This window comes from Paenibacillus albicereus, from assembly GCF_012676905.1.
Lineage (GTDB): Bacteria > Bacillota > Bacilli > Paenibacillales > Paenibacillaceae > Paenibacillus_O > Paenibacillus_O albicereus.
Map to the genome: position 1 here is coordinate 4,434,748 of NZ_CP051428.1, position 23,999 is coordinate 4,458,746.

Consider the following 23,999-nt stretch of genomic DNA (forward strand, 5'->3'; position numbering starts at 1 on the left):
TGCATATCCAAGAACACAAAAAACTCGCCCCGCGATGTTCAGGGGCGAGCCTTTTGATTTAGATGATTAAATGGCCGTTCCAGTCGGAGAAGGGGTTACAAGATCGAACGGCTGTCCGAAGAGCGGAAGAAGTCCAATGCCGACGAAGCATGAAGGTTCAGCTTCAGCCCAAGATCGAGGCTGCCGCGCTTGTGGGAAGCATAGCTTCCTTTCTGCTGCTTGCTGCTGCCTTCATGTCCGTTCACGCTGCTGCGGTCGCTATAGCTGTCATAGCTGGATTTACCTTCGAGATTCAGGTTCAGCCCGAGACCGAGGCTGCCGCGACTTTCGCCGGCGTAGCTGCTGCTACGGTCAGAGACGACGTTTTGCACGCCTTTGTCCGAAACATAGCTTGCGCTGCGGTCGTAACTCGTGCTGCTTTCGCCTTCTGCATTCAGGTTCAGCCCGAGATCGAGGCTGCCGCGGCTTTCGCGCTCGATCGAAGACTCGTTCGAGTTCGCGTAAGCGCCGGACTCCGTTCCTTTGCCGCCTTCAGCAAAGTCCTTGCCGTAGCTGTAGCCCTTCGAATCGCGGCTCCACTTCTCGTAGGAAGAAGAGCTGTCCGCGTTCAGGCCGAGATCGAAGCTGCCTTTGCTTTCGCTCTCGACCGAAGACTCGTTCGAGCTCGCAGTTGTGGCAGACTGCGTTCCTTTGCCGCCTTCAGCAAGACCCTTGCCGTAGCTGTAGCCCTTCGAATCGCGGCTCCACTTCTCATAGGAAGAAGAGCTGTCCGCGTTCAGGCCCAGATCGAGGCTGCCGTCGCTCGACTTCGACGTTTGAGTGGCCGTTTCCGTCATGCGACGGTCGCCGTTCTCGCCGGTCTCCGTTTCGGACGCGTAGCTCGTCATCGTCTCCTGCTCGCTGGAACTGTCCGCGTTCAGACCGAGATCGAGGCTGCCGTCGCTCGACTTCGACGTTTGAGTGGCCGTTTCCGTCATGCGACGGTCGCCGTTCTCGCCGGTCTCCGTTTCGGACGCGTAGCTCGTCATCGTCTCCTGCTCGCTGGAACTGTCCGCGTTCAGACCGAGATCAAGGCTGCTGTCGCTCGACTTCGACATTTGAGCGGCCGTTTCCGTCATCTGACGAGCGCCGTTCTCGCCGGTCTCCGTTTCGGATGCGTAACTCGTCATCGTCTCCTGCTCGCTGGAGTTGTCCGCGTTCAGGCCGAGATTGAGGCTGCTGTCGCTCGACTTCGACGTTTGAGTCGCGGCTTCCGTCATCTGGCGGGCGCCGTTCTCGCCGGTCTCCGTTTCGGACGCGTAGCTTGTCATCGTCTCCTGCTCGCTGGAGTTGTCCGCGTTCAGGTTCAGATCGAAGCTGCTGTCGCTCGACTTCGACGTTTGAGTGGCGGCTTCCGTCATCTGACGGGCGCCGTTCTCGCCGGTCTCCGTTTCGGTCGCGTAGCTCGTCATCGTCTCCTGCTCGCTGGTGCTGTCCGCGTTCAGGCCGAAATCGAGGCTGCTGTCGCTCGACTTCGACGTTTGAGTCGCGGCTTCCGTCATCTGGCGGTCGCCGTTCTCGCCGGTCTCCGTTTCGGACACGTAGCTCGATTTCGTTTCCTGCTCGCTGGAGCTGTCCGCGTTCAGGTTCAGGCCGAGGTCGAGATGGCTATCGCTCGACGTCGATGTCGTCGTCTCCGAGGCCGTCGAAGCGCGGCCGCCGTCATCCGTAGAAGAATGGCTTTGAGTCGACTCCGTGCGGCTGCTTCCGCTAAGACCGAGGTTCAGGCCGAGGCCGAAGGAGCTGTTGGAGGAAGATTGGGAGGAGTAAGAGCTCTGCTCCTGCTTCATCTCCGTTCCTTCCGAGGCATGAGCGCCTCCAGCTGCCGCCAGCGCACCGATCACGACGCTCGTCGAAAGCACCGACAGCTTTACCCAGGATGGCATCTGAACCGACTTGAACCCTTTGTTGGTCACCGTTTGGATCGTTTTCATTTGACATGCACTCCTTCTCATTTTTAAGGGTGTGGGATGAGGGTCATCGCAACGCTTATGAGAAAGAGGCTGCCATCGGAGGCTGCTCCGGCGGCGGCAATCGCCACTGGTCATGCCCAAGCAAGTATTCGATTCGAAGAATGATTTCCGTACGCGTCAGTCCGGAAAGGCCTTTGCCTTCGGCCAGGACGCCCGGGTAAGCACCCGATGCGCCGGCGAAGCCGTTCGCGCTGCCGGACGCGCCGCCCGGAGGCGGAGGTCCGCCTGACGGTCCGCTTCCCGTCAGTCCCGGCCCGGCCGGTACGGCTGGCAAAGGAGGAGGCGCGGCTGCCGGAAGGAAAGGCGCGGACGGAAGCCGCTGCGGCGCCGCGCCGTCCGTACGATCGGTTGCCGCCGCTTCACGGGAAGGACGATCCCCCGCTGGCGGAGCCGCTAACCCGCCATCCATGCCAGCCCCGTTCACTGGAGGCGCGGATGGATACGGCAATCCGATCGGGCTTGCTGCAGGTGGACTCGAAGACGGGTCCAGCGCAGGCGTTCCGCTTGGAACGGGGCTCTGCGGCATGACCGTCGGCAGTCCCGTAGGCGTGCCCTGCGGCGCTTCGCTCGGAGCAACGGAAGGCGGAGCCGACGTTCCCGGCGTGCCGCCCGGAGCTCCCGGCGTCGGCGGCGGCTTCGGAGAAGCACTGCCTCCTCCCGAGCCGATCGGCGGTGGGAGCGACGGGACGCTCGGGAGCGGCGGCGCTGTCGGAAGAGCGATGTCGACCGAAGGCAGCGGCACCTGAACGCCTGGAGCCTTCACGCCCCCGCCGCCCGCTCCGACTTGGCCGCGCGGGACGTCGACCGATACCTCTGGCGTGTCGATCGATACGCCCGGCAAGCTTGCGCTCCCGGATGAGACGTCCACGCCGAGCTTGGAGCCGTCCACGGATACCGACGGCGCCGTCACGCTCGCGACAGACGTATCGACGACGATCGGGGAGACCGATACGGAAGGCAGCGGGACAGTTCCTTCGCCTTTGCCGGCTTCGATCTGCGGCATGCCGACCTTGGCGATCGGCGTCTCGATCTCGATCGGCGTCACGCTCAGAGCAGGTCCTTCCTCGTTCCCGCCGAGTCCGATCTCCGGCGTCTTCACGCTGCCGAGCGGCGTGTCCACCTCGATCGGAGGCAAGACCAGCCCAAGCCCCGTTCCCCTTTCGGAAGATGCGGCCGAGGAGCCGCTCGGAGCAGCCGAGGCTGCAGGCGGAGCGCCGGTGGATGCGGCCGGCGAAGCGCTAGGCTTGACGATGCCGCTCACGGGCTCGATGATTTCCTTCAGCAGCGCGTAGGCCGGAGGAGAGTGAGCCAGCTGCAAGCCCATTCCCGCCAAGGCGAACGCTCCGGCTGCCAAGGCTTTCCGCCATCCGTACAAGCTTCTTCCGCTCATCTCTCCCCCTCCTTTCCCGCATGCAGAGGATAATTACCTTATATGGAGCGAAGCGCATGATAAATAATATTATTCAGAATCAAAAATGCGAAATAATTATTATTTTTATCCGTTATTCACCCTTACTTATTATGTATAACGCAAGATAATCGTCGACGGATCACATCATTTCAAATAAATAAAAATTATTATTGAAGTTATGTGCGAGTTCATTCGCCCCCTTCCTTACCCGGCCCTTTCCGCATGGAAACATATGGACGCGATTGAAAGCAAAAAAGCCGCTCTCCGGCGCCGGATGGCGAGGGAGGCGGCTCAGGCAATGCCTAAGGCTACGGCGCAGGCAATGCCGAAGGCTACGGCTTGGGCAATGCCGAAGGCTACGGCTCAGGCTATGCCGCTCGGGCAATGCCCGAGATTACGACTCAGCCTGCTCCGAGATACAGGTAGCGGAGCGTGATGAGCACGGCCAGAACCCACATGAGCGGATGGATGTCGTATTTCTTTCCGGACTTGCCGGTCAGGTTGGCCAGCAGCGCCAGGATGACATACGACACGATGCCGAAGCTGATGCCGTTGGCGATGTTGTACGTGAACGGCATCAGGATGACGATGAAGAACGACGGAACGGCGTAGACCATGTCTTGGAAGTCGATCTCCTTGACGGACTGCATCATGAGCAGGCCGACGAGGATGAGCGCCGCCGCGGTCGCCGAGCCCGGGATGAGCGCGACGAGCGGGGCGAGGAAGATCGAGAGCAGGAAGCAGATGCCGGTCGTAACGGCCGTCAGGCCGGTGCGGCCGCCTTGGGCGATGCCGGAGGAGCTCTCCACGAAGGCCGTGACGGTGCTCGTGCCGAGCATCGCGCCGCCGCTGACGCCGACGGCGTCGACGAACATCGCTTTGCCGACGCGCTTCTTGCCTTCCTCGGGATTCTTCATGAAGCCGGCGCGGTTGGCCGTGCCGACGAGCGTGCCGAACGTGTCGAACAGCTCCACGAACGTGAATGTGAGCACGACGGTGATGAGACCGACCTGCATGACGCCGGCGAAGTCGAAGTGCCAGAAGTTGAGCTCGCTGAAGTCCGGCATCCACGTCGGGTTCTCCGCCATCGTCGGGAGGTTGCCCGTGAGCCAGGCGACGAGCGTCGTGCCCAGGATGCCCCACAGGAACGCGGCCGGCACGCGCAGCACCATCAGCACGGAGATGAGCAGCAGGCCGACGATCGTCAGATAAACGGACGGGTTATGCAGGTCGCCCATGTGGATGACCGTCTCGAAGCTGAGCAGGTTGGTGAAGGTGCCTTTCTCGACGTCGGTGACCGCGGTCTCGGCGGCGATCGTCATGATGCCGCTGTTCTTGAGGCCGACGACGGCGATGAACAGGCCGATGCCGACCGTGATCGCGTGCTTGAGGCTGTCCGGCACGGCGGTGATGAGCATCTGGCGGATCTGCGTGACCGTCAGGATGAGGAAGATGATGCCCGAGATGAAGACGGCCGTGAGGCCCATCGCCGGCGAGATCGGATTGCCTGTTCCCTGCGAGGCGATGATGGTGGCGGCGAAGTAAGCGTTGAGGCCCATGCCCGGCGCGAGCGCCACCGGGAAGTTGACGAACAGGCCCATCGCGATCGTGAAGATGCCCGCGGCGAGCGCGGTCGCGAGGAACACCGACGTCCAGCTGAGGCCCGATGCCGACAGGATGCTCGGATTGACGGCCAGGATGTAGGCCATCGTCATGAACGTCGTGAGGCCGGCCATGATTTCGGTGCGGATGGTCGTTCCGTTTTCCTTGAGCTTGAAGAAGCGCTCCATGCTGCTTGTCCCCCTTGGACCGTTGGATTGGCTGGCGCCCGAGGCGCTCCCTCGCGGGAGGCGGATCGGACCGTTGTTCGGAAAAGCAAAAAAGGAGAGCGCGCGGCAGCGGGCAGGCGGCTGCCGGAAGCGTCTCTCCCGGATCGTCCGGAGCGGAAGCTCGCGACCTGCTCCCTCCCTCATCCTCTGCCGCATGGCGGAGAAGATCAGAGGACGAGAGCGGCACGAGGGCTTGCGCTCCGAACTTTCGTAGCCAGGTCATTTACGGTGACCGAGTAGAGACTTCCGGGCCGATCCCCGGAATTATACGAAAGTTGCGTTGAATTTCGATCAGAACGTAACTAATTTACCTTCCTATTCGACAGAAGTCAACCGAATTCTTTTGTTTTCGACCTGTTTTCCGAACATTATCCAGCATCTTGGAAAAATCGTCAGCGATCTGCCTCTCCAGCAGAGACGGCCGGGCGCAGGCGCGCGACGGCGAGTCCCGCCAAGCCGAACAGCAGGAACGCGCCGCCGAGCAGCCAGAACAGGCTGCCGGCCGCCCCGTACCGCAGGCCGAAGCCGCCGACGACCGGACCGGCGATGCTGCCGACGGAGAAATGGATCGAGGCGAGCACGTTGGCCCCCGGCAGCAGATGGCGCGGGAGCTGGTCCGCCGCATAGGCGAGGCCGAGCGAGAAGAACGAGCCGACGAGGCCGCCGGCAAGCGCCAGCAGCGCGGCGATGAGGAGGACGCTATCGCCCGCCGCCGGCACGCAGGCGAACAGCGCGCCGCCGCCCAGGCCGCAGCCGATCAGCACCGGCAGGCGGCCGATGCGGTCGCTGAGCGCGCCGAGCGGCAGCTGCAGCAGCAGTCCGCCGAGGCCGATCGCCGGCAGCAGCGCGCTGATCGCTTCGCGCTCGAGGCCGATGCGCGTGCCGTACAGCGGGAAGCTGCTGTTCATCGACGCCTCCATGATGCCGTACAGCATCGCCGGCAGCAGCGCGTACCAGGCGATGCGATAGACCTTGAGGTAGCGGGCGGCGCCGGTCGCCTCGCCCGGCTCGGCCGTGTCCGGACGCTCCTTGGCCGGGAGGCCGAGCGCGAGCAGCAGCACGGCCGCGTACAGCCCTGCGCTGACGAGGAACGGCGCCGCTTCGCCGAAGTGCAGCAGGTTGATGCCGAGCGGGCCGATGCTGAAGCCGACGCCGTAGGACATGCCGTACAGCGAGATGAACTTGCCGCGATGGGCCGCCGGCGCGCGGCTGACCATCCAAAGCTGGGTGGCGAAGTGCATGGCGCTGTCGCCGACGCCGATGACGACGCGCAGCAGGAACCACGCGGTCAGCGACCCCGCCGTCACCGGAAACAGCAGCGTGGCGGCGGTGATGAGGACGATGCCCGTGACGATGACCGCCTTGAAGCCGAAGCGCCGCACCGGACGCTCGATGAAGAACATCGTCGAGAACGTCCCGATGTACAGCGCCATCGAGTTGAGGCCGTTGATGTCCTCGGGCACGCCCGCCCGCTCCAGCAGGATCGCGAGCAGCGGCAGCAGCAGCCCCTGGCTCGCCCCCGCCGTGACGACGACGGCGAGCAGCACGAGCAGCCGGTAGCTGACGAGCCGCCCGGGCGGCTCGAGGAAAGGGCTGGCGGAAGCAGGTTCATTCATGATGGGACGATGGCTCCTTCGTTCGCTTGCTTCGTGATTGCTCCGCATGCGCAGCTGTCATGCGGAATTTTTTTTCATTCGAAATTCGCTTAAATTTTACCATAATGAAGCCGCTGCAAAAAAGGAACCAGCGGCTGATGCCGGGCCGCTTTTCGAGTTTATCCGAAAAGCTCGGTTTTGCTTGAACGGCCTGCCGTAGAGCAAGACTCTCCTTTTGCAGATCGATATGGAAAGAACTGTCCAAATCATGAGTTTCATAGCCAATATGTCATGAATTCTTCCTCGATATAAACTTCCAATCGCATCCTACGGAAAAAGGCTTTGCATCAATCCAAATCCTTGTAAAGTTAACTAACATTTAATAGACTTATAGCATCTTACGTTATATATCCTTACATAAAGAATGGAGGAACCTGTCTGATGTCTGAATCCTTATCCCTCAAGCGTCTGCTGTTCTATGCCCTCGCCGTCTCGCTGCTGGCCGGACTGCTGTCCGCCTTCGGCGCGCCGCGCGCAAGCGCCGCTGAAGCGGCACCCCTACCGCCGCTGCCGCAAGCCTCGAAATCGTCGCCGCTGCCGAACGTCGTCGTCATCGGCACCGGAGGCACGCTGGCCGGCAAGGCCAATGCCCCGACCAGCTTCCAAAGCTATCGTGCCGGCACTTACCTGATCGCCGATCTCGTGAAGCAGCTGCCCGACAGAAGCCAGCTCGCCGACGTGTCGACCTATCAATTCGGCAACAAAGGCTCCGGCGGCTATACGATTCCGGAGCTGCGCGAGCTGTCGCTTGCAGTCGACGAGGCGCTCCGCATTTACGACGCAGCCGTCGTCACGACGGGTACCGATACGATGGAGGAGATCGCCTACTTCCTCGATCTGACCGTGCGCAGCGAAAAGCCCGTGGTCGTCACCGGCGCGATGCGCCCGTGGGACGTGATCGGCACCGACGGACCGGCCAACCTGTTCAACGCGATCAAGCTGGCCGGCAGCGGCAAGACGACCTCGTTCGGGACCGTCCTCATGCTCAACGACTACATCCACGCGGCGCGCGACGTGACGAAGAGCAACTCGCATCGGATGGATACGTTCGACACGCCGATGCTCGGCGCGCTCGGCTACATCGACGAGAAGAACATCCGCGTCTACCGCGCGCCGGGAAGAGCCGCAAAAGCCGGTACCGCCGCCTGGAAAACGCCGTTCGACCTGAGCCGGATCGCGTCCGAGGCGCTGCCGAAGGTCGAAGTCGCCTACGCGTATCAAGCGGCAGGAGCGGGCGCGATCAACGGCTTCGTCAAGGACGGCGCCAAGGGCATCGTCACTGCCGGCACGGGCGCGGGCGGCCTGTCCTCCGCGATGAACGCGGCGCGGTCCGAAGCGGTCAAGCAGGGCGTAGTGTTCGTCACGACGACCCGCACCGGCTCCGGCACGATGTATCCGGGAAGCTCGCCTGGCATCATCGCCGGCGACAGCCTGAACGCCCAGCACGCGCGTATCCTGCTGTTGCTCGGCCTCGCCTTCTCAAGCGACTTCGACACGATCAAGGGCTGGTTCGCCGACTATGGCACTAGCGCGGCCAGCGCCGCCAGCACCGCCAGCGCTACGGAATAAAGGAGGACAAGACCAATGGCTACCTTGTTGACTACGCTCCAACGCTCCGCCGCTCTGGCGGCGATGCTCTCCCTTGCCGCCGGCGCCTTCGCGGCGTCCGGCCCGGCCCCGGCCGCCGCGGCCGCCGAGGCCGCGGCGATCAGCGCCAACCCCTTCGCGCCGACGGCGGAGATCCCCGCCGTGCCGGAGGCTTTTCAAACGTCCGAGCTGCCTGACGTCATCGTCGTCGCCACCGGCGGCACGCTGGCCGGCAAGGCGGCGGACGGGACGAGCTTCCAGAACTACCGCGCCGGCACCTATCTCATGGAAGACCTGGTCGCGCAGCTGCCGGGCAAGGAGAAGATCGCCGACGTCGAGACGGCGCAATTCGGCAACAAAGGATCCGGCAGCTATACGCTTCAAGACCTGTACGACCTGTCGCAGACGGTGGACGCGGCGCTGGAGAAGTACGACGGCGCGGTCGTGACGACGGGCACCGACACGATGGAGGAGATCGCCTACTTCCTCGATCTGACCGTGCGCAGCGAAAAGCCCGTCGTCGTCACCGGCGCGATGCGCCCGTGGGACGTGATCGGCACCGACGGACCGGCCAACCTGTACAACGCGATCAAGCTGGCCGGCAGCGGCAAGACGAAGGGCTACGGCACCGTCGTCATGCTGAACGACGTCATCCAGACGGCGCGCGACGTGACGAAGGCCAATGCCCACCGGATGGATACGTTCGAGACGCCGGTGCTCGGCGCGCTCGGCTACATCGACGAGAAGAACATCAGCCTCTACCGCCTCAACGCGCGGGCGATGGCTTCCGGCACGCCGCAGTGGCGCACGCCGTTCGACCTGACGACGATCGCCAAGAGCAACCTTCCGGCTGTCGAGATCGCCTACGCCTATCAAGGAGCAGGCGGAGGCGCGATCAAGCAGTTCGTCGAGGACGGCGTCAAAGGCATCGTCACCGCCGGCACCGGCGCAGGCGGCTTGTCTGCGGACATGAGCGCCGCCCGTGCCGAGGCGATCCAAAAAGGCGTGCTGTTCGTCACGACGACGCGCACCGGCTCCGGCACGATGTACCAAGGCAATACGCCGGGCATCATTGCCGGCGACAGCCTCAATCCGCAGCACGCGCGCATCCTGCTGACGCTCGCGCTGGCGTTCAGCTCCGATTACGACACCGTCAAAGGATGGTTCCAGACGATCGGCACGCAGGACGTCCCCGCCTCCGGCACGGTGGAGCCGGCCGCGCCGGCTCCGGAGCTCGTCGCCAGCGACCTGGCCGGCCACTGGGCCGAGGAGCCGGTCAAGCGAGCCGCCTCCTACGGCATCGCCGCAGGTTATCCCGACGGCACGTTCGGCCCCGACAAGCCGGTTACCCGCGCCGAGCTCGCCGTCATGCTGATGAACGCGCTGAACGTGCAGCCGGCTGTCGCGGGCGAGCCGTTCGCCGACGCCGCCTCGATCGGCGAATGGGCCCGGACAGCCGTGGCGCAGGCCAAGCAGCTCGGCATCGTCAAAGGCTATGCCGACGGCAGCTTCAAGCCGAATGCGCCAGTCACCCGCGCCGAGATGGCGGCGATGGTCGGAGCGGCTCTCGGCCTGCAGGGACCGGCTGACGGCCGCACCTCGTTCGCCGACGACGCGGCGATCCCGGCGTGGGCGATCCCCGCTCTGAACGGCATCCGTCAAAAAGGACTGATCGACGGCCGCGACGGCAACCGCTTCGAGCCGTCCGCGGCGACGACGCGCGCGGAAGCATCCGTTCTGCTCCTGCGGGCCCATGACCTCGGCTCAGCCTGATTCAAGCATCAAAACGCCCTTTGCCCGACGAAACCGTCGTGGCAAAGGGCGTTTTCCGTTTGGCTTACTTCTTCATTCCCACTCGATCGTCGCCGGCGGCTTGGACGTGATGTCGTAGACGACGCGGTTGACGTTGTCGACCTCGTTGACGATGCGCACGGAGATCTTCTCCAGCACGTCCCACGGGATGCGCGCCCAGTCGGCCGTCATGCCGTCGATGGACGTCACGGCGCGGATGCCGACGGTGTAGGAGTACGTGCGGGCGTCGCCCATGACGCCGACGCTGCGCATGCCCGGCAGCGCCGTGAAGTACTGCCAGATCTCGCGGTCGAGGCCGGCCTTGGCGATCTCGTCGCGCAGGATCGCGTCGGACTCGCGCACGATCTCCAGCTTCTCGTCCGTCACTTCGCCCAGCACGCGGATCGCGAGGCCGGGACCCGGGAACGGCTGGCGCCAGACGATGGCGTCGGGCAGGCCGCATTCGGAGCCGACCTTGCGGACCTCGTCCTTGAACAGCGCGCTCAGCGGCTCGACGAGCTTGAACGTGATGTCCTCCGGCAGGCCACCGACGTTGTGATGGGACTTGATCGTCTGCGCGGTCGCGGTGCCGCTCTCGACGATGTCGGTGTACAGCGTGCCCTGGGCGAGGAATTCGAAGTTCGCGAACTTGGCGGACTCCTCCTGGAACACGTAGATGAACTCGTTGCCGATGATCTTGCGCTTCTGCTCCGGATCGGAGACGCCGCGCAGCTTGCCGAGGAAGCGCTCGCTGGCGTCGACCTTGATGACCTCCATGCCGAACTTGCCGACGAACGTCTCCATGACGCTCTCCGCCTCGCCCTTGCGCAGCAGGCCGTGGTCGATGAACATGCACGTCAGGCGATCGCCGATCGCCTTGTGGACGAGCATGGCGACGACGGAGGAGTCGACGCCTCCCGACAGCGCGCACAGCACGCGGCCGGTGTCGCCGACCTTCTCGCGGATGTCGCGGATCGCGTCGTCGATGAACGTCTCCATGCTCCAGTCGCCTTCGCAGCCGCATACCGTATAAAGGAAGTTGCGGATCATGTCGTTGCCGTAGACGGAGTGGCGCACCTCCGGGTGGAACTGCACGGCGTAGAAATTCTTGTCCGGATGGCTCATGGCCGCGATCGGCGCATGTTCCGTTCCCGCATCCAAGCGGAAGCCCTCCGGCATCTCCACGACGAGATCGGTATGGCTCATCCATACCGTCTGGCGGTTCTCCAGGCCGAGCGCGAGCGCCGCGCCCTCGGCGAACGTCACGTCCGCGCGGCCGTACTCGCGCTTGCCGGCGCGCTGCACCTTGCCCTTGAGCTGATGGCTCATCAGCTGCATGCCGTAGCAGATGCCGAAGATCGGCAGGCCGAGCTCGTAGATCTCCGGATCGACCATCGGCGAGTTTTCTTCATAGACGCTGGCCGGCCCGCCGGAGAAGACGATCCCCTTCGGCGCCAGCTCGCGGATCTTGGAAGCCGGAGTGTTGTACGGCAGCAGCTCGCTGTAGACGCCGAGATCCCGGATGCGCCGAGCAATCAGCTGGTTGTACTGTCCTCCGAAATCGAGAACCACGATCATTTCATTAGGCTTGTTCACGCCCGTACCTCCCTCAGTCAATTGGACTCATTCTATCAAAGCGGCTTCCGGCCAGTCAAGGCAGGAAGCCGCGCGGCTGCGCGGCCGGACGGCCGCGGACGGGAGCGGGAGATGGACGGCCGGAGCCGAAGACACGGGCCGAGCCGGGAGCGGGCGGCGGGAGCCGGAGACGCCGGCTGAGCCGGGGGCGCAGCCGGAGGTGGCCGGAGACGTCGGCTGGGCCGGTGGCGCAGCCGGAGGTGGCCGGAGACGTCGGCTGGGCCGGTGGCGCAGCCGGAGGGCGCGGACGGAGCGGGGCCGGCGCGAAGCGCAGCGCTACGCGCGGGTTTCCGCGCGTAGGAGGCTTGGCCGCGCGCCCAAGCGGCGGCTACGCGCGGGGTTTCCGCGCGCAAAAGCTTCGCGGCGCGCCTCAGGCGCGGTCGCGGCGGACGAGCGCCATCGCGGCGGCCAGCTCCGCCGCCGCGGGGCCGCGCCAAGTCGCAGGCGCCGCGAAGCGCGCGGCCTCGGCCCAGGCCGCGAGCCGGCGCAGCGCAGCGGCGGCCGCCGGCGCAAGCCGCGGCGCGAGCGCCTCGGCGCGCTCGGCCGGGCCGCCGCCGAGCAGCGGCGCCGCGCCTTGCCGGCGCTCGAGCGCGCGCAGCTGCGCCTCCGCCGCGGCAAGCAGCGCGGCCCGCTGCGCGGCGCGGCGGCTGCGGCGCTCGCCGCCTGCCGCCGCCAGCGCGTAGCGGCGCAGCGCCAGCGCGAGGCGCAGCCGCGTGCGCAGCCCCGGCGAGGCCAGCGCAGCCGCGAGCGCGCCCAGCGCGGCGACGGCCGCGGCAGGGCCGGGCTGCGCCAGCGCACGCGCGAGCTCGGCCGCACGGCCGGCCGCAGCGCCTGCGGCCTCGCGCAGCCGCGAGCTTGCGGCTGCGTCTTGCTGCGGCGCCGGGCTCGGCGCAGCCGCGGCGCCCTCGGCGTCGGCGGCAGCCGGAATCTCCGGCTGCTGCGCGGCGCCCGCCGCGTACCCCGGCGTCGGGTCGATGGCGACCCACCCGGCGCCGGGAAAATAAACCTCCACCCAAGCATGCGCGTCCAGCCCGCTGACCCGGTACAGCTCTCCCCCGGCTCCGGCCGCGGCGCCTCCAAGCGCCGCACGGGCTTCCGCAGGAGCTTTTCCCGACGCCAGCGCTTCGCCTGGAGCGAAGCCCTTCACCCACCGGGCCGGAATGCCGACCGACCGCAGCAGCACCGCCATCGCCGTGGAGAAATGCACGCAGTAGCCGACCTTCCGCTCGAACAGGAACTGGTCGACCAGATCCTGCCCCGGCGCGGGAGCGGCGGTTTCCGTCAGCGAGTACCGATAGTTCGCCTTCAAGTAGTCCCTCACCGCGGCGACCTGCCCGTACCGGTCTTCCTTGCCGGCGGTCGCCGCCACGGCGAGCTCCTTCACCCGCTGCGGCAGCGAGGCGGGCAGCTGCAGCGCCGCTTTCAGCTCAAGCTCGAGCTGCCCGTCCGTGGTGTCCGCCGTCGGCTCCGCCTGCGCTCCGGAGGCCGCCGCTCCCGCCGCAGCGCCAAGTCTCATCTGCTCCTCCGTCGGCCGGACGAGCTCCGACAAGACCGTGTAGCCCAGCGCGCCGCCGGCCGCTTGGGGCAAGTAGACGGCTCCGCCGCCGGTTTCGCTCAGGTAGGACGTCCATTCTGCGGACGTGTCCGCTCCCGGCGATCGGGCCGACAGAATCGATGCGGCCCGTCCGGCTGCGGGCAGCGGCATCCCTTCCTCCAGACGGGGCAGCCAGACCGATTGCCGGATCGTTTCCGCGACTTCGGGCTCCATGCGCTGACGTTCTTTGCTCGGACGACCTGTGTCGGCCGCTCCCGAACTCGCCGGCTCTGCGTCCGCCCTCGCCGAGCTTTCTGACTCCGTGCCCGTCCGCTCGGCGCCATCCCCGGCCACGACGGCTTTCCCCGATGCTGCCGCTGCCGGGCCGACGGCACGCGAGACCAGCTCGGCGCCTTCCTCCCTCCAGCCTTGGCCGGTGTAGACGGTTTTCGCTTCCATTCTCCAATAAAGAGGCTCGGGGGACACCGCCCAGAACAGCGTGCGCCCGGACTGCCGCAGCGGCGCTCCGAGAAGCGTGTCGTCCCGGCCGTAGCCCGTTTCGGCCGCCGTGCCGGCCGTTCCGCCTTCTGCAGCCGGCGTCCCGCCCTCCCCGCTGAAGATCGGGGAGCGGCGGACCGTTCCGGCCCCGTCCTGCGAAGCGGAGGCGCGAATCGCCTGCTGCGCTTTCAGCGCCCAGCCGGCGGGCTGCTCCGCGGCAGGCTTGCCGGCCGACAGCCCGGCCGCGCCGAGCGCAAGCAGAGCGGCGGCTCCTCCGCTCGCCGCCCACCAGCGCCAAGGCGGCATCTCCGCCCCATCGGGAAGCGCGGATGCCGTTCCGGCGGTCCATGCATCCGACTGGCGCCGCTTCAGCCGATGCAGGGAGAGCAGCGCGCCCAGCAGCACGCCTTCGGCCGCAGCGCGCGCCAGATTCGGCATCGTGTCGATTCCGAACCATTCGCTGAGCAGCCATAGATACCCCGCCGTCAGCCCCAGCAGGCCGATGCCCCACTGTCGGATCCAGACCAGCGTCTGCAGCGCCGAGAGCAGGATCGACAGCCCGAGCAGCAGGCAAAAGGCCTGTCCGGCACCCGACATTGCGGGAGGACCGCCCTCCAGCAGCAGACCGGCGTCCGCCGCAAGCTGCTTCGGCAGCCGGACGAAGCCGGACCAGCCGCTCTCGTCCAAGCCGATCCAGCCCGCGCCCGCCGTCACGACGGCGAGCCGGAGCAGCAGCGAAGCCCAGCCGGGCAGCAGCAAGACGCCGGCAAGCAGCAGCAAGCCGGCTATGGCGGCCAGCTCGCCGATGCGGTACGCGCCGTTCCACTGCGGCAGCCTCGAGAGCGGCAGCAGCCACTCCGCCAGCAAGCCGAGCAGCAGGAGGCTGGAGGCGGTCCGAAGCGGCCAGCGGAGCAAGCCGCCCGCTTGCTCGAGGCGCGCACGGCGGCCGGCAGGCGACGGCCGGTCGGCCGAACCGGCGACGACAGCCGCTCCATGGCTGCCCGCTGCCTTAGAGCGGCTTCCTGGCCGAGACGGCGAGACGCCTCCGCTTGCCGCGCTTCTGCCTGCCCAGCTGCCGGCTGCCTTTCCCCTGCTGGCTGCCTTTCCCCCGCCCGCCGCGCCACCGCTTGCCATCCCGCCGATCCTTCCCGTGTCTCCGCTTGCCGCACCTGGGATGGAAGCACCCGTTCCCGTTTGGTCCCAAGCTGTTGCGCCTCCTATTGCCCATCTGCCAGCCGCGCCTCCGCCCCCCGTTCTAACGGCCTTTCCCGCCTGTCCCGAACCGGCCTGCATCCAGGCCGATCCTTGCAGCACCAGCCCAGCCGAGACCTTGTTCGAGCCGCTGTCCTTCATGCCGTTTCTCCTCCATTCGTTGCGCACGGCGCCGGCCGGAGCTCATGCAACGGTTCGGCGCCGCGCCATTGCAGCTCCGCGACCGCACTGCTCCTCTCGCTCCGACGCTCCCACACCCGAGTAACTCGAATTTTCCGCGTTACTTCTCTCGTTTCGCCGCTCCCGCACCCGAGCAACTCGGTTTTTCCGCGTTGCTCCCTCGCTCCGACGCTCCTACGCCCGAGTAACTCGGTTTTTCCGCGTTACTCCTCTCGCTCCGACGCTCCCGCGCCCGAGTAACTCGGTTTTTCCGCGTTACTCCTCTCGTTTCGCTGCTCCCACGCCCGAGTAACTCGATTTTTCCGCATTACTCCTCTCGCTCCGACGCTCCTACGCCCGAGTAACTCGGTTTTTCCGTGTTGCTCCTCTCGCTCCGACGCTCCCGCGCCCGAGTAACTCGGTTTTTCCGCGTTACTCCTCTCGTTTCGCTGCTCCCACGCCCGAGTAACTCGATTTTTCCGCATTACTCCTCTCGCTCCGACGCTCCTACGCCCGAGTAACTCGGTTTTTCCGTGTTGCTCCTCTCGCTCCGACGCTCCCGCACCCTAGTAACTCGGTTTTTCCGCGCTACTCCCTCGCTCCGACGCTCTCGCACCCGAGTAACTCGGTTTTTCCGCGTTACTCCTCTCGTTTCGCCGCTCCCGCACCCGAGTAACTCGGTTTTTCCGCGTTACTCCTCTCGTTTCGCCGCTCTCGCACCCGAGTAACTCGGTTTTCCGCGTTGCTCCTCTCGTTTCGCCGCTCCCGCACCCGAGTAACTCGATTTTTCCGCGTTACTCCTCTCGTTTCGCCGCTCCCGCACCCGAGTAACTCGATTTTTCCGCGTTGCTCCCTCGCTCCGACGCTCCCACGAGCCGAGTAACTCGATTTTCCCGCCTTACTCCTCTCGCTCCGACGCTCTCGCACCCGAGTAACTCGGTTTTTCAGCGCTACTCCCTCGCTCCGACGCTCTCGCACTCGAGTAACTCGGTTTTTCCGCGTTGCTCCCTCGCTCCGACGCTCTCGCACCCGAGTAACTCGGTTTTTCCGCGCTACTCCTCTCGCGCTGCCGCTCCCGAGCCCAAAACAGCACTTCGATATCGCGGAAAGCACACACGCCCTTCCGCTGTTGCTGGATGGCGAAAGCCTAGCGCCAAGCCGTCCAGCTTCCGCTTTCGCCTGCACTTCCGTTTGCAATTCCCGTCCAGCCTCCGCTTCCGCCGCCCCCCTCCATCACGTTCGCAGCCGAGCGCCACGCGCGGCATCTAGGCGCATCGAGCGGCAGCCAGACGAGCGCGACGCCGGCGGCAGCTGCCCAACGCTCCCGCTCGCGCCGGGCAGCCGAAGGCAGCGCTGGCCCGATCGGCACGCGCAGCTCGAGCGTGCAGCGCGCAGCGCGCGCGAGCTCCGCCAGCCGCTCCCAGCCGCCCCCGATCGGCGTCAGCGCCGCGATGCGGCTGCCGGGCGCGAGCGAGCCGCTTCGCAGCAGCCGCTCCAGCGCCTCGTCCGCGCCGCCGCCAGGCTGCGGCGTGGCGGCGGCCAGCCGCCGGGCCGCGAGCGCCAAGCCGCGGCCGCCGGCCGCCGCAAGCGGCGCCTCCGCTCCGGCGGCCAGCCGCGCCGCCCAGCCGGCTGCGGCCGCGTCGCGGAGCAGCGCGGCCGCCTGCCCGACGCAAGCGTCCAGCAGCGCGTCAGCTCCGCCGCTGGCCGCGCGTGCGCTCGGCAGCCCGCTCACGCTCGCCGGCCGCTGCCAGCGCGAGCGCTCCAGCTCCAGCAGCACGAGGAGCTCCGGCGTTCCGGCCGGCTCGTCCTGCCGCGTCTGCAAGCCTCGCCCTCGCGCCGCGGCTCGCCAATCGACCCGGCGAAGCGGGTCGCCTTCGCGGTAGGCGCGCGTCATCGGGCCCGGCCCCGCCGCGCCGCGCGGGCGGCCGTCTCCGTGCTCGCCGCTGCCGCCTCCTGCCGCCGAAGGGCCCGGACTGCCTGCGGCAGGCCCGCCGAGCGGCGGCCCTTCCGGCTCCGGCAGAACGGCAAAGCCGTCCGGCGTCTCCAGCCGGACCGACGTCCAAGCGAGGCCGAGCGGATCGCCGATCGAAACGACGCACGGTCCATAGCCGTATTCCCCGCGCCTCAGCCGGCCCAGCCGGTAAGACACGGTCCATTCTTTCCGCAGCCAAGGCAGCGCCCAGCAGGCGAGCACGAGCGGCTGCTCCGAGACGCCCGTCCGCCGGCTCAGCTCCTCGCGCACGTGCACGATCAACAGCGGCGGCAGGCGGCGGCCGCTGAACCGCAGCCGCACCGCCGCCTCTCCCGCCTCGGCGCCGGGCTCAAGCTCGCGCGCCAGCCGAAGGCTGCCGCCGCAGGTCCAGCTCCATAGCGCCGACAGCGCCGGCAGCGCGAGCAAGCCTGCAGCCAGTACCGCCGCGAACCAGTCGAGCGCCGAGCCGCGCGCCGCCGCCGCTCCGGCCGCACTGCCGAATGCAAGCGCCAACAGGCCTAGAGCCAGCCTGCGCGAACGGGGAAGTCCGATGCGGCCCGCTTTTTTCCGGCTCCGAGACGTTCCGGCTTGACCAGGACCGCCGCCCGACGCGCTCATCCCCGCTTGGCTCGCCCCTGCCGCGCCGCCCGCCACGCTCATCCTCGCTTGCTTCGCCCCTGCCGCGCCGACCGGCACGCTCATCCCCCCTTGGCTCGTCCCTGCCGTGCCGCCCGCCACGCTCATCCCCGCTTGGCTCGTCCCTGCCGCGCCGCCAGCCACGCTCATCCTCGCTTGGCTCGCCCCTGCCGCCCCGCCCGACGCGCTCATCGGCCGCCCGCCTTGCCGCCGGGCAGCGGCGTCGCGGCGAGCAGCCGCTCCAGCACGAGCCGCGGCGCCTGCCGGTCCGGCTGGCCATAAGCGCCGCGCGCCGCCAGCCGATGCTCCAGCACCGGCCGGGCGACCGCCCGCAGATCGGCGGGTCGCACGAAGTCGCGTCCCCCGATATAGGCAGCCGCCTGCGCCGCCCGCAGCCAGTCGCGCGAGGCGCGAGGGCTGGCGCCGAGCTCAAGCTCCGGCGCCGTGCGGGTCGCCTGCACGATCTGCACGATATAGGCGAGCAGCTCCGGGCTGCAGTGGACGGCCCGGCTCTCCTCCGCCATCCGCTGCCACTGCCGCAGCGAGACGACCGGCCGCAGCTGCTCCGGCGCCGGACGCTCGCCGGCGGCGAGCATTTCCAGCATGCGCGCCTCCTCGCGCGGCTCCGGGTAGCCGATCGACAGCCGCATCATGAAGCGGTCCATCTGCGCCTCCGGCAGCGGGAACGTCCCTTCTCCGTCGAGCGGATTCTGCGTCGCGAGCAGCAGCCATGGCTCCGGCAGCGGCCGGGTGACGCCGTCCACCGTGACGCGGCGTTCCTCCATCGCCTCCAGCAGCGCCGACTGCGTGCGCGGCGACGTGCGGTTGATCTCGTCCGCGAGCACGACGTTCGCCATGATCGGGCCTTCCCGGTAGACGAACTCGCCCGCGCGCGCATCCCAGACGGACGAGCCCGCCACGTCGGCCGGCAGCAGATCGGAGGTGAACTGGATGCGGCGGAACTGTCCTCCGAGCAGCCGCGCGAGCGCGCGCGCCAGCATCGTCTTGCCGACTCCCGGCACGTCCTCGAGCAGCACATGCCCTCCGGCGAGCATCGCCGTCATCGCCAATCCGATCGTCTCGCCCTTGCCGAGCAGCACGCTCTCCGAGCGCGCCGCCATGCGGGCGAGCAGCGCCGCCGGCGGCTCCGGCCACTCCTCTCGACTGTCCCTCGCGGCGCTCCGGTACGGGTCCCCCCAAGCGGCGCGCTCCTGCTCCGGCTGCATGGCCATCGCTTTCATCTCCCTTTTCCGCCTCTGAATCTAGCGGACCGTTTGCTAGACAGTCTCCCCATTCCGCGGACGATGTAGACGGCGGCGCAGCCGTTTCCTTTCCCCTAGCAAAAAAAAGCCGCTCCTTCCCGGTATCCCGGAAAAAAGCCGCTCTCCTCTTGCCTATCTCGCTATCGCGTGAACACGATCTCCTCGACCGTCGCAGCGGCTTCGCCGCTCCCCGGCCGTCGAGGGCGGAACAAGAACCGCTGACCGGGCGCCTCGTCCGGCAGCGCCGGCGTCACGACGTACCGCCACATCATCGAATGGCCCGAGCTCCCGCCGCCCTCGAACCGGACCCGGTACGGTCCTTCGACGCGCAGCTCGCCGTGAAACCATCCGTCCCGTTCTCCCGGCGGACATGCCTTCAGAGGAACCGGATCGTCGTCTCCGACGAGCGAGATGACGCTCGCATTGCCGAACTGCCGGATCGAGGACAGCGTATACACCGTCTCACCCTTGACGACGGTCTGGCCCAGCACGATCATCCGCCGGTATCCTTCCGGCTCGATCACTGGCCGGAATGCCTCGTCATCCGTCCGCAGAAAGGCGAACAACGCGTTCAAATAGTCCTCCTGGACGTCATTGGCTTCGGCCCAGGCCGACAGATCCTCCGCAGGAGGAAAGCCTGGCTGCGCCCCGGCGATCCGCTTCCTCTCGCCAATCAAGCCGCACAGCCGGGCGTCCAGCTCCAGCAGCCTGCGGTCGTAGTCCTCCGTCGGCCGCTCGAACAGCATTCGTCTCAATCCGCATCCCTCCTTGCGCCGGTCCGGGCTATGAAGGATGCTGGCCCGCCGTGCTTCCTGCTTCGGCAAGCCGAGCGCCATCTCCTTCCTTATAAAGGAAATCCGCTACGCCTCGTCCGCCGGGGCCGGCTCCCGAACGCCCGGCGCTGCTTCCGGGTGCTCTCCCGCTCCTTCCCCATCCATACCATCTCCGTCTGCGGCGCTGCGCAGCCAGCCGTCCACGCTGCCCGGCGACTTCTCCAGCCGCTGCAGCGGATCGCCGAGCAGCCGCAGCAGCTCCTCGAGCGGCGCGTACAGCGTGCCCGCGGCGTCGCGGAACGCCGTCTCCGCCTCCAGCGCCGCCGCTTCGCCCGCCGGAGCGTGGACGATCGCCGTCCTCTGCGATCCGTTCCACTCCACCCGTCCGCCCAACGCTTCCGCCACCCGCCGCACGGGCACGTACAGCCCGCCTTCGACGATCCGGTACTCTCCGTACGTGATCCGGACCTCGCCCGAAGCGCTGTGCAGCCGCAGATCGGCGAGCTGCGTCCCGTAGGTTTTGGAAGCGGCGTCCGTTTCCGACCGCGCTTCCTTGCCCGCAGCCGCGTCCGCCTTCTCCGCCTTCTCCGCCTCTTCCGCCTTGCCCCCCTGCACCGCGCTTCCGGACGTCCCGGCCTTGCTCGGCTCCGTGCCGGACGGTCCCGAACCGGCCTTGCCGGAACCGGTGCCGGACCGCTCCGGCTCCGCCGCGCCTCCGCTCGGCTTCACCCCGCCGCCCCAGGCCGGCACGCTGTCCGCCGCAGCCGCGAGCCACTCCGGACTGCGCCGCAGCTCGCGGCTGCGCGCGGCCAGCGCGGCGATCTCCGCCGCCTTCGGCGTCTCCCGCTTCCACTTCAGCTTGGCCGCCACCGGGAATACCGGCGCCTCGCCGCTCCCGTCCAGAGCCGCGAACCGGTAGCCGCGCGCTTGGTAGAACGCGATGATCGCAGGCAGCGCCTTGACCGACTCGCCGTGGCCGGTGCCGTCATGCAGCAGCACGGTCATCTCCCGCTTCAGCGCCGCCGACGTCGCGCCGGCGGCGATCTCTGCGGCCGGCACGCCGACCCGCTTGGAGTCGCCGCTGTCCACGTTCCAGTCCGCCATCGTGTAGCCGGCCTCGCGCATCGCGCGGAAGTAGCCGTCGTCGAAGTTCGTGTACGTTCCTCCGGGAGCCCGCACGAGCGTCGTCGCGACGCCCGCGTCCAGCAGCGCCTGCTCCGTGAGCAGCGTCTGCCGCGCGTACCCCTGGAAGCTGCCGTAGAGCTGCTTGTAGTCATGGTCGTAGGAATGGTTGCCGATCGCATGCCCCTCCTCGCGCGCCCGCTGCACGAGCTCGGGATGCGCCTTCACCTGCCGGCCCATCATGAAAAAGGTCGCCTTGATCCCCTGCTCGCGCAGAATGTCCAGCACCTGGGCCGTATGCTCGCTCGGGCCGTCGTCGAAGGTCAGGTAGACGGTCTTGGCGGCGGCAGCGGCGGACGCGCCGGCAGCGGACCGCGCCTCCTTGGCGGAAGCGGCCTGAGCCGATGCCGGGGACGGCGGTTCCGCTTGCGCGTCCGTGCCCGCGCCTGTACCCGCGCCCTTGCCTGCACCTGCGGCTGCAGCCGTGCCCGGAGCCGTCTGCGGAAGTCCGCCGGGCGCCGCCTGGCGCAGCGCCTCCAGCAGCTCCGCCCCGCCGATCTCCGGCCGGGGCGAGCCGGCGGCCGCGATCGCTTGAGCCGGCGAGGCGCCGCCGGTTGCCCTTCCGCTCGCCGGCGGCGCGACCGCAGCCGCAAGCGCAGCGGCGTCGCCGGCCGCAACCGCCCTTCCGCTCGCCGGCGGCGCGACCGCAGCCGCAAGCGCGGCGGCGTCGCCGGCCGCAACCGTCCTTGCGCTTGTCCGCTGCGCGGCCGACGCGGCTTGCCCGGCCGGCTCTCCCCCGGCGGCATGAGCCGCGCTCATCGCTGCCGGAGCGGCCAGCGGCCGCTCGGCGCCCGCTCCTCCGAGGCCTGTCCAGCCGATACCGAGCGCGGCCGTCGCCGCCAGGAGCCGCATGCCTAGCTTTTTCCCCATCTCCGTCCACCCTTTCCTACTCTCGAATCTAGTGCTAGATTCTATGAGCCTGACGGGCGTCTTATGCCGTCCGGAGTTTTTTTGATCCAGTCGCGGAACCGGTCGGGCTCGTCCGTCACGATGCCGTCCGCTCCTGCGGCCGCCGCCTGGACCGCTTCGCGCCGCCGGTCGACCGTCCAGACGAATACGGCCATGCCCGAGCCGTGGACGCGGCGCACGAGCTTCGGCTGAGCCAGCTGCTTGCGGAGGTTGGCATACGTCGCCAGGTCGGCCATCTCATGCAGCCGGCCTTGCTCCAGCTCCTCCTCGCGCGAGAGGATGATGCCGAGCGGCACCGACGGCACGAGCTCGCCGAGGCGCTTGAGCGAAGGCAGGCTGAACGACTGCACGATGAGCGGAGCCCTGCGCCAGCCCGGTCCTTCCTCCTCCAGCCGCTGCTCCCCCGTCAGGCCGAAGCGGATGAGCGCCGCGGCGACGGCGCGCTCGAGCCCCGGCTGCAGCTCCGGAGCCTTCAGCTCGACGAGCAGCCCGATCTTGCCGCCGTACCGGCGCAGCACCTCCTCGAAGCGGGGAATCCGCTCCGCCCGGTACGCCTCGGAAAACCAGCCGCCGGCGTCGAGCGCCTCCAGCTCCCGCATCGTCCGGCGCGCGGCGATGCCGTGCCCGTCCGTCGTCCGCTCCAGCTTGTCGTCGTGCAGCACGAACGGCACTCCGTCCCGCGACAGCTGCACGTCCAGCTCGATGTAGTCGGCTCCCTGCCGCAGCGCCAGATCGAACGCCGCGAGCGTATTTTCCGGCGCGGCCGCGGACGCGCCCCGATGGGCGATCACAAGCGGCCGGAACGGCCCGATCGCGGCTTGCCGGGACTCCGCTGGCTCCTGCGCCGCCTGCACGCTCGGCTTCGCGGCTTGCGCCTGCGGCGGCAGGCTCAGCGCGGACAGGCAGGCCAGCAGGAGGAAGCAGGCTTTCTTGCAGCTGCGGATGCGGTATCCCAACCCTATTCCGGCACGGCTCATGACGGTCTCTCCTTCGGCTTCGTTTTCCTTAGCATGCCCGTCTTGGACGTTTTTACCAATCTTATCGAAGCATCTGCCCTCAGGTCGCGCGCCGGAATGCAAAAACGGAACGAAAGGAAGCCGGGGCTTCCCTTCGTTCCGCTTGCTTGGCTGCCGGACGGCCTACGAGCCCGTGCCGGAATAGCTGTTGATGCCTTTTTTCCAGACGGCGCTCGCGATCAGGAACAGCGCGATGCCGATCAGCGGAGAAGCATACGCCATGGCCGGCGTCTCTCCCCCCGCCCCCAGGAACAGCTGGGACGGGAAAAACGCGATGCAGGCGATCGGAAAAATGAAGGTGAACACGAACTTGAAGAAATCGTTGAAGATGCTGACCGGATACTTGGCGAAGTCGCGGAAGCGGCTGATGAGGGAGATGACATGGAACGGGTCCATGATCCAGAAGCCGGTCGAGGCGGCCAGAATCATCAGCGAGACCATGATGAGCGAGGAGCCGAGCAGCGTGAGCAGGAACAGCAGCACATGGCCCGCCGTCCAGTCCAGCCCGAGCTCCGAGGAGGCGTACCAGATGCCGGCCGCGCCCATCACGACCTGGCTCAGGCCCTTGAGGTCGAACACCTCGGACATATAGTAGAACATGACGTTGATCGGCTTCAGGTAATACTTGATGAACGTGCCGCTCAGCAGATGGGACCAGATGCTCCAGATGTTGTCGAAAAACAGCTGGAGCGGGCTGAGCGCGAGCAGGGAAAAGCTGTAGATGAACAGCATCTCGTGGAACCCGAGCCCGTGCAGCTCCGGAATGGAGTTGAAAATGACCCACACCGGGAAGATTCCGGCGAGATTGGTGAAGATCATGCCGATCATGCTGATGAGGAAATCGGCTCGGTACTGCAGCTTCGCCTTGATGTACTGGGAAGCGATCGAGAAGTAGATCCTTCCGTAATAAAGAGGCAGGCGCATGG

Annotated in this window: 14 protein-coding genes and 1 riboswitch; of the genes, 2 read left to right on the forward strand and 12 right to left on the reverse strand. The window is 67.2% G+C overall.

The genetic code is table 11. From position 1 onward, the window contains the following. Positions 1 to 95: 95 nt before the first annotated feature. The 4 genes from HGI30_RS19930 to HGI30_RS19945 all read right to left on the reverse strand — a co-directional run bounded on the left by HGI30_RS19930 (position 96) and on the right by HGI30_RS19945 (position 6,868). Entirely contained in the window at positions 96 to 1,973 is a 1,878-nt protein-coding gene (locus HGI30_RS19930) for a hypothetical protein (protein WP_168909115.1), read from the reverse strand. Positions 1,974 to 2,028: 55 nt separating this feature from the next. Further along, a complete protein-coding gene (locus HGI30_RS19935) occupies positions 2,029 to 3,402 on the reverse strand; it encodes a hypothetical protein (protein WP_168909116.1) in 1,374 nt (457 codons plus the stop codon). 422 nt (positions 3,403 to 3,824) lie between these two features. Next, positions 3,825 to 5,213, reverse strand: coding sequence for an NCS2 family permease (locus HGI30_RS19940; protein ID WP_168909117.1), 1,389 nt, complete (start codon positions 5,211 to 5,213; stop codon positions 3,825 to 3,827). A gap of 230 nt (positions 5,214 to 5,443) precedes the next feature. Beyond that, positions 5,444 to 5,544: riboswitch (purine riboswitch) on the reverse strand. A 100-nt stretch (positions 5,545 to 5,644) separates the two neighbouring features. Next, the gene (locus HGI30_RS19945) at positions 5,645 to 6,868 is read right to left on the reverse strand and encodes an MFS transporter (RefSeq protein WP_168909118.1); all 1,224 of its coding nucleotides are present in this window, start codon (positions 6,866 to 6,868) and stop codon (positions 5,645 to 5,647) included. Between the two features lie 420 nt (positions 6,869 to 7,288). Here HGI30_RS19945 and HGI30_RS19950 point away from each other — a divergent pair, with 420 nt between their 5' ends. Together HGI30_RS19950 and HGI30_RS23370 are read left to right on the forward strand one after the other, a co-directional pair. Next, positions 7,289 to 8,476: an asparaginase gene (locus tag HGI30_RS19950; RefSeq protein WP_168909119.1), complete on the forward strand. Its 1,188-nt coding sequence runs from the start codon at positions 7,289 to 7,291 to the stop codon at positions 8,474 to 8,476. A gap of 15 nt (positions 8,477 to 8,491) precedes the next feature. Beyond that, on the forward strand, positions 8,492 to 10,267 hold the full coding sequence (locus HGI30_RS23370; RefSeq protein ID WP_168909120.1) for an asparaginase domain-containing protein: 1,776 nt from the start codon (positions 8,492 to 8,494) through the stop codon (positions 10,265 to 10,267). A gap of 72 nt (positions 10,268 to 10,339) precedes the next feature. Here HGI30_RS23370 and guaA read toward each other — a convergent pair whose 3' ends face one another. From guaA to HGI30_RS19995, 8 genes are all read right to left on the reverse strand, one after another. Then, complete coding sequence (gene guaA / locus HGI30_RS19960) at positions 10,340 to 11,881, reverse strand: glutamine-hydrolyzing GMP synthase (RefSeq protein ID WP_168909121.1); 1,542 nt, start codon at positions 11,879 to 11,881, stop codon at positions 10,340 to 10,342. Positions 11,882 to 12,290: 409 nt separating this feature from the next. Continuing rightward, entirely contained in the window at positions 12,291 to 15,086 is a 2,796-nt protein-coding gene (locus HGI30_RS19965) for a transglutaminase-like domain-containing protein (RefSeq protein WP_235680211.1), read from the reverse strand. Between the two features lie 1,384 nt (positions 15,087 to 16,470). Beyond that, positions 16,471 to 18,123, reverse strand: coding sequence for a DUF58 domain-containing protein (locus HGI30_RS19970; protein ID WP_168909122.1), 1,653 nt, complete (start codon positions 18,121 to 18,123; stop codon positions 16,471 to 16,473). Continuing rightward, positions 18,120 to 19,163, reverse strand: a complete 1,044-nt coding sequence (locus HGI30_RS19975; protein WP_235680212.1) for an AAA family ATPase — start codon at positions 19,161 to 19,163, stop codon at positions 18,120 to 18,122. The genes HGI30_RS19970 and HGI30_RS19975 overlap by 4 nt, the downstream gene beginning before the upstream one ends. 170 nt (positions 19,164 to 19,333) lie before the next feature. Then, the gene (locus HGI30_RS19980) at positions 19,334 to 19,948 is read right to left on the reverse strand and encodes a hypothetical protein (protein ID WP_168909123.1); all 615 of its coding nucleotides are present in this window, start codon (positions 19,946 to 19,948) and stop codon (positions 19,334 to 19,336) included. 105 nt (positions 19,949 to 20,053) lie between these two features. Next, on the reverse strand, positions 20,054 to 22,018 hold the full coding sequence (locus HGI30_RS19985; protein WP_168909124.1) for a polysaccharide deacetylase family protein: 1,965 nt from the start codon (positions 22,016 to 22,018) through the stop codon (positions 20,054 to 20,056). Between the two features lie 41 nt (positions 22,019 to 22,059). Beyond that, a complete protein-coding gene (locus HGI30_RS19990) occupies positions 22,060 to 23,034 on the reverse strand; it encodes a glycerophosphodiester phosphodiesterase (RefSeq protein ID WP_168909125.1) in 975 nt (324 codons plus the stop codon). A 162-nt stretch (positions 23,035 to 23,196) separates the two neighbouring features. Next, complete coding sequence (locus tag HGI30_RS19995) at positions 23,197 to 23,997, reverse strand: ABC transporter permease (RefSeq protein ID WP_168909126.1); 801 nt, start codon at positions 23,995 to 23,997, stop codon at positions 23,197 to 23,199. Positions 23,998 to 23,999: the final 2 nt, after the last annotated feature.